Source organism: Bifidobacterium sp. SKU (genome assembly GCF_026016405.1).
GTDB classification, from domain to species: Bacteria; Actinomycetota; Actinomycetes; order Actinomycetales; family Bifidobacteriaceae; genus Bifidobacterium; species Bifidobacterium bifidum.
On record NZ_CP092890.1, the window covers coordinates 1,806,821 to 1,824,065 of the forward strand.

At 64.7% G+C, this 17,245-nt stretch carries 9 protein-coding genes, 1 tRNA gene and 1 pseudogene; 5 read left to right on the top strand and 6 right to left on the bottom strand.

Going from position 1 to position 17,245, the window contains the following annotated elements:
* Positions 1-84 precede the first annotated feature (84 nt).
* Positions 85-169 (bottom strand) — tRNA-Ser (locus MMB49_RS07725).
* 85 nt (positions 170-254) lie between these two features.
* On the bottom strand, positions 255-1,541 hold the full coding sequence (gene serS / locus MMB49_RS07730; protein WP_047270811.1) for a serine--tRNA ligase: 1,287 nt from the start codon (positions 1,539-1,541) through the stop codon (positions 255-257).
* A 296-nt stretch (positions 1,542-1,837) separates the two neighbouring features.
* Between serS and MMB49_RS07735 the strand changes: the two genes are divergently transcribed.
* Together MMB49_RS07735 and MMB49_RS07740 are read left to right on the top strand one after the other, a co-directional pair.
* On the top strand, positions 1,838-6,631 hold the full coding sequence (locus tag MMB49_RS07735) for an ExeM/NucH family extracellular endonuclease (RefSeq protein ID WP_047270814.1): 4,794 nt from the start codon (positions 1,838-1,840) through the stop codon (positions 6,629-6,631).
* Between the two features lie 331 nt (positions 6,632-6,962).
* Positions 6,963-8,093, top strand: a complete 1,131-nt coding sequence (locus tag MMB49_RS07740) for a diacylglycerol/lipid kinase family protein (RefSeq protein ID WP_013363837.1) — start codon at positions 6,963-6,965, stop codon at positions 8,091-8,093.
* Positions 8,094-8,174: 81 nt separating this feature from the next.
* Here the strand turns inward: MMB49_RS07740 and MMB49_RS07745 are convergent.
* The 4 genes and pseudogenes from MMB49_RS07745 to MMB49_RS07760 all read right to left on the bottom strand — a co-directional run bounded on the left by MMB49_RS07745 (position 8,175) and on the right by MMB49_RS07760 (position 12,662).
* A pseudogene (locus tag MMB49_RS07745) lies at positions 8,175-9,018 on the bottom strand (PRD domain-containing protein).
* A 50-nt stretch (positions 9,019-9,068) separates the two neighbouring features.
* Positions 9,069-11,147: a glucose PTS transporter subunit IIA gene (locus tag MMB49_RS07750; RefSeq protein ID WP_047270819.1), complete on the bottom strand. Its 2,079-nt coding sequence runs from the start codon at positions 11,145-11,147 to the stop codon at positions 9,069-9,071.
* Between the two features lie 640 nt (positions 11,148-11,787).
* Entirely contained in the window at positions 11,788-12,366 is a 579-nt protein-coding gene (locus MMB49_RS07755) for a hypothetical protein (protein ID WP_047270820.1), read from the bottom strand.
* A 107-nt stretch (positions 12,367-12,473) separates the two neighbouring features.
* Positions 12,474-12,662, bottom strand: coding sequence for a hypothetical protein (locus tag MMB49_RS07760; protein ID WP_162098242.1), 189 nt, complete (start codon positions 12,660-12,662; stop codon positions 12,474-12,476).
* 16 nt (positions 12,663-12,678) lie between these two features.
* Here MMB49_RS07760 and MMB49_RS07765 point away from each other — a divergent pair, with 16 nt between their 5' ends.
* The 3 genes from MMB49_RS07765 (at position 12,679) to MMB49_RS07775 (ending at position 17,191) form a co-directional block, all read left to right on the top strand.
* Positions 12,679-13,014 (top strand): Spy0128 family protein, encoded by a 336-nt coding sequence (locus tag MMB49_RS07765; RefSeq protein WP_229940953.1) that lies wholly within the window; start codon positions 12,679-12,681, stop codon positions 13,012-13,014.
* Between the two features lie 698 nt (positions 13,015-13,712).
* Positions 13,713-15,389: a phosphoglucomutase (alpha-D-glucose-1,6-bisphosphate-dependent) gene (gene pgm, locus MMB49_RS07770; protein ID WP_047270825.1), complete on the top strand. Its 1,677-nt coding sequence runs from the start codon at positions 13,713-13,715 to the stop codon at positions 15,387-15,389.
* Between the two features lie 377 nt (positions 15,390-15,766).
* On the top strand, positions 15,767-17,191 hold the full coding sequence (locus MMB49_RS07775; protein ID WP_047270826.1) for an FAD-dependent oxidoreductase: 1,425 nt from the start codon (positions 15,767-15,769) through the stop codon (positions 17,189-17,191).
* The last annotated feature ends 54 nt before the right edge of the window (positions 17,192-17,245 follow it).

Sequence of the window (17,245 nt, forward strand, 5' to 3'; positions counted from 1 at the left end):
GGCACAATCCCCAGATGCCGGACCGCGGATATGCCGGCAATAGACAAAAAGGGTTCCAGGCGATGCACCCGGAACCCCGATATGCGGACAGGGCGAGATTCGAACTCGCGGTGGCTTGCACCACAACGGTTTTCAAGACCGTCTCTTTAGGCCGCTCAGACACCTGTCCTTATGTGCGCCACGAGCGCACAAGATTCAATTATACATCCGGCGCGGATGTTCTCCGCCACCGGATGCGGTCGACGCCGAAGCGATCAGGCTTCCCACTTGGTCGGCTCGATGACTTCCTTGCCGCCCATGTAGGGGCGCATGGCCTGCGGAATCTCGATGGAGCCATCCTTCTGCTGATGGTTCTCCAGGATCGCGACGAGCCATCGCGTGGTGGCCAGCGTGCCGTTGAGCGTGGAGACCGCGCGGGTGGAACCGTCCTCGTTGCGCTCGCGGATGTTCAGGCGGCGGGCCTGGTACTCGGTGCAGTTCGAGGTGGAGGTGAGCTCGCGGTAGCGGCCCTGGGTCGGGACCCACGCCTCGGTGTCGAACTTGCGGGCTGCGGAGGAGCCGAGATCGCCGGCGGCGGTGTCGATGACGCGGTACGGCACCTCGACCTTGGCGAGCATCTCCTCCTCCATGCTCAGCAGGTGCTGGTGCTCCTTGTAGGAGTCCTCCTGCTTGGTGTAGACGAACATCTCCACCTTGTCGAACTGGTGCACGCGGATGATGCCGGACGTATCCTTGCCTGCGGCGCCGGCCTCGCGGCGGTAGCAGGAGCTCCAGCCGCAGTAGCGCAGCGGGCCGTTGGACAGGTCGAGGATCTCGTTCTCGTGCATGCCGGCGAGCGCCACCTCGGAGGTGCCGACCAGGTACTGCTCGTCAGGCTCGCGAAGACGGTAGATCTCGTCGGCGTGGGAGTTGAGGAAGCCGGTGCCGGCCATGACCTCGGGACGCACCAGCGTCGGGGTGATGGCGAGCACGAAGCCGTGCTTCTCGGCCTGATCGACGGCCATGGTCAGCATGGCGATCTGCATGCGGGCGACCGCGCCGCGCAGGAAGTAGAAGCGGGAGCCGCCGACCTTGACGCCGCGGCGCATGTCGATGCCGGCCACGCCGGTGCCGAGGGTCAGGTGGTCTTTCGGCTCGAAGCCTTCGGCCGCGAAGTCGCGGGGCTGGCCGACCTTCTTGACGACAACGTAATCGTCCTCGCCGCCTTCCGGGGCCTCGGGTTCGACGACGTTCGACAGCTTCCACATGGCGGTGGTGTATTCCTCGGCGGCGGCGTCCGCGGCGGCCTTGTATTCGGCGACCTTGGCGGACAGCTCCTTGGTCTGCGCGATCAGCGCGGCCTTCTCGTCGGCGGGCGCGGCGGCAACCTTCTTGCCGATCTCCTTCTGCTGGGCGCGGGCCTCCTCGAACTCCTTGAGCGCGGAGCGACGGGTCTCGTCAGAGCGCAGCACCTCGTCGACCAGTTCGACGGATTCGCCGCGCTTGCGCTGGGATTCCTTGACAATGTCAGCATGTTCGCGAATGAATTGAATATCAAGCATGTGCCTAACACTACCGCCGTAAGCCGACACGGACAATACCCCTCGACCGGCCCTTGAACGGCCCGCCGCACACATCACGGCCGCTCCCTCCCCTCGGCCGGCGCGGCCGTTGCATCGCCGCATCCGACTACGGAGCCGGAGAACAGAGTTCCGAGCGGATTCACACGACGTTCATTGCGGCTCCATGTGCCGTCTCTTCGGGCTTCCTACGCTGGCGTTGCACATCGGTTCCCGTGCGACGACCGTTCGCGCCCTGCGACGCGTCGCGCGGGAATCTTTAGCAAGAAGGAGTATCCATGCGTATTTCAACACGCATTCAAAGCCTGCTGGTCTCGGCAGCGCTGCTGGTGCCGCTGGTGGCGACGCCAGTCACCGCAGCCTACGCGCAGCCGACCGAGGAAAAGACCGCGGCGTCCTGGTCGGGCGTCGTCATCAACGAGGCATATCTATCCGGCGGCAGCAAGGGCGCCGCATACAAGAACAAATTCATCGAACTGTACAACACCACCGACAATGACGTGACGCTCGACGGCACCTCGCTGCAGTACCGTCCGGCGAGCGGCACAGGCGCGAGCAACGCCGCCGCCGACCTGACCGGCGTCATCAAGGCCAAGGGCCACTATCTGATCAAGGCGGGCTCGAACGGCTCCGACGGTGCCGAGCTGCCGCAAGCGGACGCCACCGCCACCAGCCTCAACGCCAGCGGCACCAAAGGCACGCTGTTCCTCGCCGCCACGACAAGCAAGCTCAGCCCGGCCGCCGGCGACACCACGGCGAACGCCGACATCATCGACGCGCTCGGCTACGGCGACACCAACACGTTCGAGAAGGCGGCTGCCACCGCGCCGAAGAGCAACGCCGACGTGAAGTCGCTGAACCGCGCGAACGGCGTGGACACAAACGACAACAGCGCCGACTTCACGCTGAGCGCCGACATCACCCCCGAAGGCACCGGCGAAGAATCCCAGCCGACACCGAAACCAGACCCGACGCCCGGCGACTGCCCGACCGGCGAGGCCGAAATCGCGCAGATCCAGGGCACCACCGACACCAGCCCGTGCGTCGGCAAGACCGTGACCACCACAGGCGTGGTGACCGCGGCCTACCCGGACGGCGGATTCAACGGCTACACCATCCAGACGCCGGCAACCGGAGGCGCGGTCAACCTCGCCGAGCACAAGGCGTCCGACGGCCTGTTCGTATACGATTCGAAGAACGTCAAGGATCTTCAGATCGGCGACTATGTCAAGGTCAACGGCACGATCAGCGAATACTACGGCCTGACCGAGCTCAACGCGAGCTCCGTCACGAAGCTCTCCAACAAGGTCGAGGCCCCGAAGGCCTCCACCGTGGCGTTCCCGAAGACCGACACCGAGCGCGAAAGCCTGGAAAGCATGCTGATCGCGCCGCAGGGCGACTACACCGTTTCGGACGTGTACAACACGAACAAGTACGGCGAGATCGGACTCGCGGCATCGAACAAGCCGTTCCTCAACCCCACCGTCAAGGGCCTCAAGGGCGACGCCGAAACCGGTGCCGCATACCAGGCCGAACTCGGCCGCATCGAAGCCGAGGGCGTGTACCTGGACGACGGCTCCAGCCGCAACTTCCTCGACACGAAGTACCCGGACAACGCCGACACGCCGCTGCCGTACCTGTCGAACGACCAGCCGGTGCGCGTGGGCGAGAAGGTCACGTTCACCAAGCCCGTCGTGCTCGACTACCGCAACAGCGCGTGGCGCTTCCAGCCGACCGAACGCCTGACCGGAGACAACGCCGACGCGCAGCCGGTGACGTTCACCAGCACCCGCACCGACACGCCCGATCTGGCCGCGGTCGGAGGCGACATCAGACTCGCCACGTTCAACGTGCTCAACTACTTCTCCACCACCGCCGACGAGACCGGCTGCTCCACGAGCAACGCCTACACCGACCGTGACGGCAACCCGGTCACCGCGAAGAACTGCGACGTGCGCGGCGCATGGGACAAGGCCAACATGGAACGCCAGCGGGCGAAGATCGTCAAGGCCATCAACAACCTCGGCGCCGACGTGGTCTCGCTGGAGGAGATCGAGAACTCTGCCAAGGCCGCCAGCTCCGTGCCGGCATCATTCAAGGGCGAGCGCCGCGACTACGCGCTCTCCACGCTGGTCGACGCGCTCAACAAGCAGGCCGGCGAAGGCACCTGGGCCTACGTGCCCAGCCCGCAGACCGTCCCCGACCTCGACGTGGAGGACGTGATCCGCACCGCGTTCATCTACAAGCCCGCCAAGGTCGCGACCGTCGGCGAAACCCGAATCCTCACCGACTCCGACGCGTTCAACGGCAAGAACGGCTACGAGCACGGCCGCCAGCCCGACGCCCAGGCGTTCAAGGCCAAGGGCACCGCCGACTCCGACGCGTTCCTCGTCGTCGCCAACCACTTCAAGTCCAAGGGCTCGGCGAGCAACGCGCTCAACCAGGATCCCGGCGACGGCTCCGGCAACGCCGACTACACCCGTCAAGCGCAAGCCGACGCGCTGCTCGCGTTCACCGATGAGGTGAAGAGCGATCTCAAGCTGGAGAAGGTCTTCCTCGTCGGCGACTTCAACGCCTACTACGCCGAAAAACCGATCCAGAAGATCGTGGCGGCCGGATACACCGACCTGAGCGAGCAGGTGAGCGAAAAGACCGGCAAGTACACCTACGCCTACACCGTCAAGGACGAATCCGGCAACACGAACGGAGGGGTCGGCTCGCTCGACCACATCTTCGCCAACGAGGCCGCGATGCGGTCCGTGACCGGCGCGGACATCTGGAACATCAACTCCGTCGAATCCGTGGCGCTGGAATACTCGCGCTACAACTACAATGCGAAGAACCTGTACCAGGCCGATCAGTTCCGCGCCTCCGACCATGATCCGGTGATCATCGGAATCTCGGCCTCCGGCACGACCGGCGGCACGGCCACGCTGAATCTGCTGAACTTCAACGATTTCCATGGCCGCATCGGCAAGAACCTGACGGTGCCGTTCGCCGCTACCATCGAGCAGCTGCGCGCCGAGCACCCGGATTCGTCGCTGCTGCTGGCGGCCGGCGACAGCATCGGCGCCTCGCTGTTCAATTCGTCGGCGCAGAAGGACCAGCCGACCATCGACGTGCTCAACGCGCTGGGGCTCAAGGCCTCCGCGGTCGGCAACCACGAGTTCGACCAGGGGTACGACGACCTGACCGGCCGCGTGATCGGCACCGACGGCAAGCGCAACGCGCAGTGGGATTATCTCGGCGCGAACGTGTACAAGAAGGGCACCGGTACGCCGGCGCTTCAGGAATACAGCATCCAGAACGTCAATGGCGTGCGGGTCGGTGTGATCGGCGTGGTCACGCAGGAGACCTCCACGCTCGTCTCCCCCGGCGGCATCAAAGGCATCGAGTTCGGCGACCCGGTCGAGGCCGTGAACCGCGTGGCCCGTCAGCTCACCGACGGCGACGAGTCGAACGGCGAGGCCGACGTGATCGTGGCCGAATACCACGAGGGCGCCGCCTCCAACGAGGATGACGCCACCGCCAAGCCGACCATCGACGAGCAGAAGGCCGCCAGCCCGGTGTTCAGGAAGATCGTCGACGACACCGACCCGGCGGTCGACGTGATCTTCACCGCGCACACGCACATGAAGTACTCGTACACCGATCCGGCCCACAACGGACGCCCGGTCATCCAGACCGGCAGCTACGCCGCGAACATCGGCCAGGTCGTGCTCGACTACGACAAGGCCACCGGCACCGTCACCTACCGCAAGTCCGGCAACGTGGCGGTCGACACCAGCAAGAGCGACGACGAGCTCGCGGCCGCCGGCGACGACACCGTCAGGAACGTGAAGAGCATCGTCGACGCCGCCGTGGCCAAGGGCCAGGAGGAAGGCGACAAGCCGGTCGGCTCCATCGCCGCCGACATCACCACCGCCTTCAAGGACGGCGCGCGCGACGACCGCGCCTCCGAATCCACGATGGGCAACCTCGTCGCCGACTCGCTGCTCGACTCACTGTCGTCCGAGGACCGCGGCGGCGCCGAAATCGGCGTGGTGAACCCCGGCGGCCTGCGCGCCGAATTCTGCAAGACCGGCGACAACGAGAAGTGCACGATCGCCGCCGACGGCACCATCACCTATGCCCAGGCCAACGCCGTGCTGCCGTTCCTCAACAACCTGTGGACCACCACACTCACCGGAGCCCAGTTCAAGGAAGCCCTCGAACAGCAGTGGCAGACCGACGCCGACGGCAACGTGCCCTCCCGCCCGTACCTGCAGCTCGGCCTGTCGCACAACGTCTCCTACACCTATGATCCGAACGCGGCGCAGGGCAATCACATCACTTCGGTGACCGTGAACGGCAAGCCGCTCGACCTCAAGCGCGAGTACCGCATCGGCTCCTTCTCGTTCCTGCTGCAGGGCGGCGACAACTTCCGCGCCTTCGCCGCCGGCAAGGACACGAAGGACACCGGTCTGGTCGACCGTGACGCATGGATCGACTACATCTCCAAGAACTCGCCGCTCAAGCCGCGCTACGACCGTCGCGCGGTGGCCGTCACCGGCATCCCGGCCGGTGGCAAGGTCACGGCCGGCACCTCGTTCGATCTGCAGTTCTCGAAGCTCACGCTCACCTCGCTGGGCGTGCCCGCCGAGACCAAGCTGGTCGCCACGATCGACGGCACCGAGGTCGGCTCCGCGGCCGTCAAGGACGGCGACACCGCCACATTGCAGGTCGCGGTTCCCGCCGGGCTGCCGGCTGGCGCGGCGACGCTCACCGTCAAGGCCGTGACCAACGGCACAACCGTGACGCTGCCGCTGACCGTCGCCGCCGGCACCTCGACCAAACCGCAGCCCGGCAAGCCCGGCCAGACCGAGCAGCCTGGTCAGACGAAGCCCGGTACGGGCGATGAACGGCACGACGGCGCGAACAACGCAGCCGGCAATGGCGGCAACGCCGGCGCCGTCGAGCAGCTGTCGCAGACCGGCGCACCCGTGGTGGCGGTGGTCGTCGCCATGATGGCGCTGCTGGCCGCTGGTCTCACCGCGGTCCGCACGTCGAAGCGAGCCGATCGCATACGCTGACCGGCCAGCTGAACTGGCCACAGTCCTCCGCGTGGTGGGACGCGCCCCAACGGGTGCCTCCCGCCACGCGGTTTTTTTATGCGCGCAGCGAGACCGTGGGTGGTCGCCAACACACCAAGCCACCGTCAGACTCGCTACGCGAGCCAGCTCCCACCAGCGGGAGCAAGACGACGCACCTCCCAATGACAACACAAGACCGAGGCCGGTCGCCGTGGCATCCGCTTCATCCCTCTCCCCACGCATGCCCCCGCCCGTGAATATCGTGTGGGAATCGTCGAATTTCGGCAGGGCGAAACCATTACAAGCCACTTGAACGTTCACAATGGGAGGTATGCCGCTAGCCGCCATCATCACCATAGCCGTCATCGCCGGCGTCATCGTCCTCATCGTCGCCGTGACGTTCGCCCTGCGCGCCCGCCGCCACAAGCGCCTGTCGCAGCAGCTCGTCAAACGCAACGACGATCAGGTGCATTACGTCTTCGTCGTGAACCCGTCCAAGCCGCAGGCCGCCCAGCGGCGCGCGCACATCGAACAGTTCTGCCGTGACAAGGGACTGACCGACGTGGAATTCATCGACACGCAGCTCGACAAGGACGGCCGCGCATGCGCCAAGGAGGCGCTCGCCAACGGCGCTGACGTGGTGGTCGCGGTCGGCGGCGACGGCACTGTCCGCACGGTCGCGAGCGCCATGTCCGGCACCGGCCATGCCATGGGCATCATCCCGATCGGCACCGGCAACCTGTTCGCCCGCAACATGGGTATTCCGATCGACGACATCGACGCGGCGCTCACCGTCGCCACATCGCACGGGTCGCGGCACGTGGACGTCGGCCGTCTCTCGCTGCTGGACGATCCGAAGGCCGATCACGGCCACGCATTCCTGATCATCGCCGGGGTCGGTTTCGATGCCGCCATGATCGACGACACCGACCCGCAGCTGAAGAAGAACATCAGCTGGCTGGCGTATTTCGTCGGCGGCGTGAAGAACCTGTTCACCCCGAAATACCGGGGCGACGTGACCATCACCAGCACGGACGGCAGCATGCACACCCGTCATGGCGTGGCATTCCGCACGTTCATGGCCGGCAACTGCGGGCAGATCCCCGTGTTCTCGCTGATGCCCAACGCCTCATACGACGATGGCATCCTCGATTTCGAGATCATCGACACGTCGGGCGGCATTTTCGGCTGGGCGAACCTGTTCGGCGATGTGGTACACCAGACCATCACCGGCAAGCCCGGATCGAACCCACTGTCGACGAATTCGACGATGGACCAGATTCAGGGAGTGAGCGCGGAGATCACGCTGGAGAAGCCGGTGCTGGCCCAGGTCGACGGCGACATGCTCGGCCGCACGCGGCATCTGCGATTCACCGTCGACCGCGAGGCGCTGTGCGTGCGCGTGCCGGAGGTCGCACCCGACATGTCAGCGACGGGAATCATCCCGCCGATTCGCGATTGATACGAAACCGACGCTCTCAGAACTTGCAGATAGAGGCCATTTTTCATGAAAAATGACCTCTATCTGCAAGTTCTGAGAGCGCTACTCATGCTTACGCGCATCCGCGACGACCCGTGCGACGTGCAACGCCAGGTATGCGACCTCATCTTCGGTGAGGTTGGAGCCCAGACGCAGCGAGGCGACGGTGCCGATGGTCTGCGCGCACTGCATGGCCTTGGGATATGACTGCCGGATCGATGCGATGATCGGCTCGGGTTCCTTGTCGAGCTGCTTGCCCTGATGGATGCGGACGAACAGGTAGCGCAAATGGGTGATGAACCGGCCGACGTTGACGCTGTGCTGATCAAGCGAGACGCCGTAGGTCTGCTCGATGATGGTCAGCATCTGCTGGATGACGCCGGTCATCTTGTACGTGTCGGACAGGTCGCCGTTCGCGAAGCCGGCGTTGACCAGATGCAACGCCAATGCCACGGTCTCGCTGCCGGGCAAGACACCGTTCAGGTGACGGTTGAGTTCATTGACCAGCCGCGAGGCCTGCGCGTACTCGGACGCGTACAGCGACTGGACTTCCGCCTGCAGCGGATATGCGATGTTGACGTGGCGCTGCGCCCTCTGCACCGCACCGGTGCAGAGGGCGCAGCGCCATGACAAGCGTGGGCTGCGATTCGGCCTGTTCCGCGAGCCCGGTCGCCGTCATGGCGTCCGTCACCAGTCGAATGATCTCCGGAGGTATCTCGGACAGCAGTTCCGCGATATGGTCCGGGTCTCGGCCGTCGGCCGGAACGAACACGCGCACGATTTTCGCGTCGTCGACGCGCTGGCCGGGTTTGGCCTGGAATCCCAGGCCGCGCCCGGTGACGATGACCTCGCGGGCACCGTCCTTGGCGAGTACGACGTTGTTGTTGAACACGCGAAGAATTTTCACGGCATTCCTTCCGGCCGCTCGGCCGTTGCGCCGATTGGCTCTTGATGCGGTCAGCGCTGGATGTCCAGCACTTCCTGGCCCGCCTGCACGTCCACGCCCGTCTTCGGGGTGACGCCGGCAAGCGCCGCGGTGTTCAGCACCGTCATCAATGTCGTGGTGCTGTATCCCGCCTCCTTGACCTTATCAAAGTCGACGGTCACCAGCGTGTCGCCCGCGTTCACGCGCTGGTTGGCGCTGACGGCAACGTGGAAGCCCTCGCCGTTCATCTTCACCGTGTCGATGCCGACGTGCACCAGCACTTCGATGCCGTCGTCAGTCTTCAGGCCGAAGGCGTGACCGGTCTCGGCCACGGTCTGCAGCACGCCGGAGACCGGCGCGACCACGGTGGAATCAGTGGGCTGGATGCCCACACCCTCGCCGAGCGCGCGGGAGGCGAACACCGGGTCGCCGGCGTCGTCGAGCGACACGACATGGCCTGCGACGGGGGCGCCGACCGTGGTGGTGCGAACGGCGGTGGCAGTAGCGGTCGCGGTGGCGGTCGCCACCGGTGCAGCGTCCGCCGGCGCCGTCTCGACGGCAGTCCCGTCAGACTCGCTGGCGGCGTTCATCTCGGCCTTCTGCTCGGGAGTACGGTAATCGAGCATGATGATCAGCACCATCGAGACGATGAACGACACGGCGATGGAGACGGCGTACACCCACATCTGGCTGAACACCGGGATGGTGAGCAGGGAGGTGAACGCGAACGCGTTGGTGGTCACGCCGCGCACCGATTCGCCGGCTGCAGTGACGGACGGGAACAGCCAGCCGAGCACCGCGATGACGACGCCACCGGCGAAGCAGCCGACCAGCATGCGCTTGTAGATCAGCTTGTAGCGCAGGTGGATGCCGTACAGGCTCGGCTCGGACACGCCACCGAGCAGGCCGGCGGCGAGGGCGCCGAGCGAGGTCTGACGCATGTCCTTGTTCTTGTCGCGGATGGAGATGAACAGCACGCCGGCGGTCGCGCCGAAGCAGGCGAAGTTCCACACGCCCATCGGGCCCTGGATGAAGTCGTAGCCAAGGGACTGGATGTTCATAAGCATCAGGGCGTTGAGCGGCCAGTGCAGGCCGAGCGGCACGAGGAACGGGTAGAGCATCGGGATCAGGATCGCGAAGATGAACGGGGCGTGGCCGTTGAGCCAGGCCAAGCCGACGCCGAGCCAGTTGCCGGCGAGGATGCCGAGCGGGCCAATGAGGAAGGCGGTGAGGGCGCCGACGATGATCATCGAGAAGAACGGCACGAACACGATCTGCACGCTGTCGGGGACAATCTTCTTGAGCCCGTGGTAGACGAGCGCGAGCACGGCAGCCATCAGCAGCGGCACGAACACGTTGCCGCTGTAGTCGTTGAGCAGCATCGGAATGCCGAACACCTTGGTCGAGCAAGAGGTGGTGCCCAGCGTGGCGCTCTTGACGCAGGTGGTTACGTCCTTCCACTTTTCGGAGTCCATCAGGTCGGCGAACTGCGGGGTCATCAGAGCGGCCATGATGGAGCCACCGAGCCACGGGTCGACCCTGAGCTTCTTCGAGGCGTTGTAGGCAATCATGATCGGCAGGAAGTAGAACACGCCCTTCCAGATGGCCTTGATGAACACCAGGCTGGTGTTGGCTTCCTCGCTCGGCACGATACCGATGGAGATGCACAGGTTGACCAGGGCGATGATGATCGACGCGCCGAGCAGCACGCCCAGGATCGGGCGGAACGAGTCGGACAGGTACTCGAAGAACGAGTCCATCCACGCGACTTTGCCGCGCACCTTGGCGCGTTCGGCGGCTTTGACGTCGGCATCGGACTGCGCCTTGTCGCCGGCGACCGCGCCCTTGCCAGCGCCGACGCCCGCCATCTCGGGCAGGTGCATGATGTTCTCGTACATCGTGGCGACCGCGCCGCCGATGACGACCTGGTAACGGTCGCCGGACTGCGGCACCGCTCCCAGCACGCCCTTCATGGTCTCCAGCCGGTGCTGGTCTACTTTGCCCGCGTCGACGAGTTCGAAGCGCAGGCGAGTCGCGCAGTGCGTCAGGCTCTTGACGTTGCCCGCGCCACCGATCGCTTCGATGATCTGCGATGCAGTTGATGCTGCCATCTCACATCCCTTTCCGTGAATCTTCCATTGATCCGTCTCCGGTGCCGGGCCGCAAAACAAAAAAGACCTGAGATATGGATAGTCCTATCCGTATCTCAGGTCTTGCGTCTTGTCGACTTGCAACCCTGCATCGAGTCGATTGGTATGTTAACTTCAGATGAACTGCGACACGCCGATAAATCACAAAGATGGCATCGCAACCATTCGGGCGATGAGCGGGTGGCCGATGCGCCCCGCCTTTCATCTATATAAACATCCATATAAGCATCATCACCGGCTCATGCGACGCATGTTTCGCGGGCACCCGTCACTGTGCGCGGGCCGCGTCACGCTGTGCGACCCCGCACCGAGTGACGCATGACGAAAACCCTTGCAATCACTGGGTTTTGGGGATATCGTCACTGTGCGCGGGTCGCGCAGTGTGACGCGACCCGCGCACAGTGACGCAAAACCCGCGCAGCGTGACGACCGGTCGGAACATAGAGCACCGACCGGCCGTATGGCGTGGAACCATTTTCGGATCTCGCCACGCGAGACATCACCCGCAATTGACGGGGCGGGCGGCGCGCTCGCGGCTCAGCCCGCACGCACGCCGCCTTACGGACGCATCACGGCGCCCATCCGCGAAGACCCGCTACCGCTACAGCGTGAACTTCCGGGAAGCGGCGGCTCCGGTCGTGGCGAAATCGGAGCCCTTGGACTGCAGCGAGGCCACGGCCGTCACCTTGTGCGAGCCGGGCGCAAGCGCCTTCGGCAGACGAACCGTCCAGACACCGGCGTTCCCGACGATCGCGACGTAGCTCTTGCCATCCACCGTCACCGTGACCTTCGCGCCGGCGGCGGCATCGACCATACCGGATATCTGGCCGGCGGCGAGCTTGGCGAACTTCGGCTGTCCGACGTTGATGGACAGGTTGAAGCCGTGCTTGAACATCGCCTCGGCGTTGTACTTGCCGTCAACGATGGCGAAGCCACCGGCGACCGCATCGTCATCGGCCGCGTCATCGCAGGAGCTCATGTTGCCGTACGAATCCACGCCGATCGAGTAGTGGCCGGACACGATGGCACCGCCCGAGTCGCCGCTCAGCAGGAAGGCGCTGAAGTGGAAGTCGTACACGTCGAGCAGCTCGCCGTTGTCGTTCACGCTTTCGGTGACCTTGTCGGCGGTGACGACGCCGCATGTCCAACCGCTGGTCGAACCGGACTTGCAGGCGGGCATACCGATGGTGACGCAGACGCGTCCCAGACCTGCAACGGGATGCCATCATCCTGCGTGAAATTACCCACACCCTTGGTGGTCAGGTCTGGGCCGGTGGCGTCTGCGCCTCACGTGGACAGCTCGGCCGGGTTCTTGTACTTGCTCGTGGACAGGCGGTCGAGTATACCGGCATCGTTGTTGTCGCCGACGTGGCCGTATGCGGTCGCGCCGACGGTGTCGCGCAAATCGGAGACGTTCTCCTTGCGGCTGCGTACGTGGTGGATGCCGGGCACTACCACGAACGCAGCCGATGGCACTGTCACTTTCGACCAGATGCCGTTCGACGCTGCCGGCACGTACGAGTACACGCTCGTGCAGGTCACCGGCAACGCCGATGGCGTCACGTATGACAGCACCGAGTACGCGGCGACCATCACCGTGACCGCGACGGCCGACAACACACTGACCGCCGCCGTCTCGTATGCGAAGGATGGCGAGACCGTTGACGCGGCCACGTTCGCCAACGTGTACAAGGCGCCGACGAAGCCTGGCGAGCCGACGCAGCCGGCTGAGCCCGGTAAGCCCGGTATCAGCCGACCAAGCCCAGCAAGCCGAAGGTCACGATCTTCAAGCCGCAGGTTCAGGTCGCGCCTTCCGCCGATGCGGTGAAGACGCTCGCGAAGACCGGTTCCACGACCGGTGCCATCGTGATTGCCGCCCTCTTCGCGGCAAACGCCAATCCATCAACCTCTCGCCGGTTCCAAGCGCCTTTGATTCCCCGTGCCGTTGGCATATCGGCGTCGATGGTCAACACAGACCGCCTCTGCCGTGCCATTTCCACTCGTCCCTTCCTCCCGCGTCTCCATCCCCTATGTTCCGCCCTTCGCCATCCTGTCCTCCGGGGCTATCCGTCGTACTCTGTCACTCCACTAATCAATCCTCTAGGGTCAATCGTGCTTCCTCGCATCCTTGTCGCCGTGTCCCCTTTCCGCCGCGTCCCTTTCCGCCGCGTCCCTTTCCTCCGCGTCTCTTTTCGCTGCATTCTTTTCCGCCTTCCCCCTCCCCGCCGTCATCCTCTTATCTGGTACACCGGTACATTACGGGTTCAAATAGCCGTTATTCACAATTGCATGTGCGAAATGGTCGTTTTTGGGCTTTGAAACGACCATTTCGCACGGGGAATACCAGATAACGGCTATTTGAACCCGTAATGTACCGGTGTACCTAATGACAGAGCGGATAGAGCTGGGCGCACATGGCATGCGCAGGCAGCACGCCCGGCAACATCACCAACATTCTCGAACAAAAAATCACAATTTCTCACAAAAACGTAACCCAAATGACACCGGTCGTGGCAAAATAGAAGCATGGTAGCAAACAATGCGGGCAAGCCCGCCACCCCAGCTGATCTGATCAATGTCGACGAAGTCATCGGCAAGTACTATGACCTCGTCCCCGACCCGGCGGTTCCGGAGCAGCGTGTCATCTTCGGCACGTCCGGCCACCGTGGCTCGTCCCTGAAGACCTCGTTCAACGAGGCCCACATCGTCGCCATCACACAGGCCATCGCCGAGTACCGCAAGAAGGCCGGCGTCACCGGCCCGCTGTACCTCGGACGCGACACCCACGCCCTGTCCGGCCCGGCCGAGAAGACCGCCATCGAGGTGCTCGTCGCCAACGGCGTGCACGTGCGCATCGACTCCCGCGGCGATTTCGTCCCCACGCCAGTCGTCTCCCAGGCGATCCTGACGCACAACCGCGCGGCCGACGGCACCCAGCGCTTCGAAGGCGAGGGCCTGGCCGACGGCATCGTGGTCACCCCGAGCCACAACCCGCCCACCGATGGCGGCTTCAAGTACGATCCGGTCACCGGCGGCCCGGCACCGGCCGAGACCACCAACGCCATCGCCGCCCGCGCCAACGAACTGCTCGGCGACTTCAAGTCCATCAAGCGAGTGCCCTACGAGGAGGCCATCAAGTCCGAGTACGTCGAGGGCTTCGACTTCCGCGAGCACTACGTCGCCGACCTGGGCAACGTCATCGACTTCGACGTGATCCGCGACTCCGGCGTGCGCCTGGGCATCGATCCGCTTGGCGGCGCCTCCGTGAACTATTGGCCGCTCATCAACGAGAAGTACGGCCTGAACATCGGCGTGGTGCGCCCCGAGGTCGACCCGACCTGGCGCTTCATGACCATCGACCACGACGGCAAGATCCGCATGGATCCGAGCTCCCCGTACGCGATGAAGGGCCTCGTGGACCAGCTCAACGCCGGTGCCTGGGACAAGTACGACCTAGTGGGCGGCACCGACCCGGACGCCGACCGCCACGGCATCGTCTGCCCGAACTGGGGCGTGATGAACCCGAACCATTACATCGCCGTGTGCGTCGAGTACCTGTTCGGCGGCAACCGTCCGGGCTGGCCGGAAGGCACCGGCATCGGCAAGACCCTGGTCTCCTCCTCCCTGATCGACCGCGTGGCCTCGTCCATCAATGCGAAGCTCGTCGAGGTTCCGGTCGGCTTCAAGTGGTTCGTGGATCCGCTGTTCAGCGGCGAGGTCGCGTTCGGCGGCGAGGAGAGCTCCGGCATGAGCTTCCTGCGCCGCGACGGCCGCGTGTGGACCACCGACAAGGATGGTCTGATCCCCGACCTGCTGGCCGCCGAGATCACCGCCAAGACCGGCAAGAACCCCGCGCAGCTGCATCAGGATCAGGTGGCTCGCTTCGGCGAGAGCTGGTACAAGCGCGTCGACACCCCGACCACGCTGGAACAGAAGGCCAAGTTCGCCAAGCTCACCGGCGATGACGTGGCCGCCACGCAGCTGGCCGGCGAGGACATCACCGCCAAGCTGACCGAGGCGCCGGGCAATCACGCCAAGATCGGCGGCCTGAAGGTCACCACCAAGGACAACTGGTTCGCCGCGCGTCCTTCCGGCACCGAGAACATCTACAAGGTGTACGCCGAATCCTTCGTCTCCCCCGAGGCCCTGGACAAGGTGCTCGACGAGGCCAAGCTCGTCGTCGACAAGGCATTGGGCGAATGAGATCCACGCAACGCATGGCCGGGCTGGCGGCCCGTTAGCCACCAAACGACCGACCCCGAGGCCCTTTGCGGATCAGCTTCCGCGAAGGGCCTTCGCATTACACCCATGGGCCGTCTGGATGAACGCCGCGACCGGCCCCACCTCGGATGTGGATAACCATGTGGATAAGTCCGATTCACGCTTCGCTCCGCCCACCGCATCTGATATGATGACGGTATCGTAGCTGCATAGGACAGGACTACGGCTCCGACTTCGGCGCGCGCGTACAGTGGTGCGCCCGCTCGCGTCGACCGGTCCCATCGTCGCCAAGGAAGGGGACGAAAGACGGATACACTCGGTTTGGGCGCACCACCATCCGCATAAGTAAGGACATCACCATGACCAGCACCAGCAGCACCGACGTTCCATCCGCGATTTCCGCGGACGCCCTCATCATCGGATTCGGCAAGGGAGGCAAGACATTGGCCGCAAAGCTCGCTTCAACGGGCCGAACGGTCGTCGTGGCCGAAGCGAGCGCCGACATGTACGGCGGCACCTGCATCAATATCGGATGCCTGCCGTCCAAATCACTGATCCTCTCCGCCGATCGGGCGCGGCGAGAGGGCGCGAACCGTACCGCCGAAACCCGCGAAGCGGCATTCGAAGCCGCCATCAGGGAGAAGCGACGCGTCACCGCGATGTTGCGCGACCGGAACTACCATAAGCTGGCCGACCAGGGCAACATCACCGTGATCACCGGCCGCGCGCGCTTCACCGGCACCCACAGTGCGGAAATCACCACCGCCGACGGACCGGTCGCCGTGGCCGCGGACATGATGTTCATCAACACCGGTGCCACGCCGCACATTCCGGACATTCCCGGCATTCGCACCACGCCGGGCGTATACACCAGCACCGGTCTGATGGACGTCGATGAGCTTCCGCAACGGCTGGTGATCATCGGCGCCGGATTCATCGGACTTGAGTTCGCTTCGATGTTCGCCGATTTCGGCACGGCGGTCACCGTGCTGCAGCACAGCGACGAGTTCCTGCCACGCGAGGACGAGGATGTGGCGGCCGCGATCCGTGCACAGCTGGAATCGCAGGGGGTCAGGTTCCTGTTCGGCGCGGACACCAAGGCGATCACATCGGCGGATGACGGCATCAGGCTGTCCGTCTCGATGAGGGGTGCGTCGGACGTCGGCTCCGAAGCGCGTCTGTGCCTGTCCACCGACGCGGTGTTGGTGGCCACCGGACGCACGCCGAACGTCGAGGGCCTGAATCTCGAGGCGGCGGGCGTGGAACTCACCGAACGCGGCGCCGTGAAGGTCGATGACCTGCTGCGTACCACCGCCGACGGCATCTGGGCTTTGGGCGACGTGAACGGCGGCCCGCAGCACACGTACATCTCGCTGGATGACTACCGCGTAGTATGGTCTCAGCTGAACGGTTCCGCGCGCCCGTACACGCTGAGCGACCGTCGCAACGTGCCGTCAAGCACGTTCCTGCACACGCCGTATTCGCGTGTGGGCCTGAACGAGCGCGAGGCGAAGGCGGCGGGACTGGATTACGTGGTCAAGCGACTGCCGGTGGCCACGGTGCCCAAGGCCCAGGTGATGCGTCGGCCGGAGGGCATGATGAAGGCGCTCGTCGAGAACGGCACCGACCGCATTCTCGGCGCGATGCTGCTCGCCGCCGAATCGCACGAGGTGATCAACATCGTCAAGCTGGCGATGGATCTCGACGCGCCGGCCAGTACGCTGCGCGACATGATGTTCACGCATCCGACCATGGCCGAAGCGCTGAACGACCTGTTCGCGTAACGGGCGCGGATCGCGCGTGTCCGCGATACATTTGCACAGCGTCCAACAAATCGG

Bases quoted from the DNA above. Each gene is read 5' to 3' on its own strand.
- MMB49_RS07765 (WP_229940953.1), top strand. From the start codon at position 12,679: ATGCCGTTCGACGCTGCCGGCACGTACGAGTACACGCTCGTGCAGGTC.
- MMB49_RS07755 (WP_047270820.1), bottom strand. From the start codon at position 12,366: ATGCCCGCCTGCAAGTCCGGTTCGACCAGCGGTTGGACATGCGGCGTC.
- MMB49_RS07735 (WP_047270814.1), top strand. From the start codon at position 1,838: ATGCGTATTTCAACACGCATTCAAAGCCTGCTGGTCTCGGCAGCGCTG.
- pgm (WP_047270825.1), top strand. From the start codon at position 13,713: ATGGTAGCAAACAATGCGGGCAAGCCCGCCACCCCAGCTGATCTGATC.
- serS (WP_047270811.1), bottom strand. From the start codon at position 1,541: ATGCTTGATATTCAATTCATTCGCGAACATGCTGACATTGTCAAGGAA.
- MMB49_RS07750 (WP_047270819.1), bottom strand. From the start codon at position 11,147: ATGGCAGCATCAACTGCATCGCAGATCATCGAAGCGATCGGTGGCGCG.
- MMB49_RS07775 (WP_047270826.1), top strand. From the start codon at position 15,767: ATGACCAGCACCAGCAGCACCGACGTTCCATCCGCGATTTCCGCGGAC.
- MMB49_RS07740 (WP_013363837.1), top strand. From the start codon at position 6,963: ATGCCGCTAGCCGCCATCATCACCATAGCCGTCATCGCCGGCGTCATC.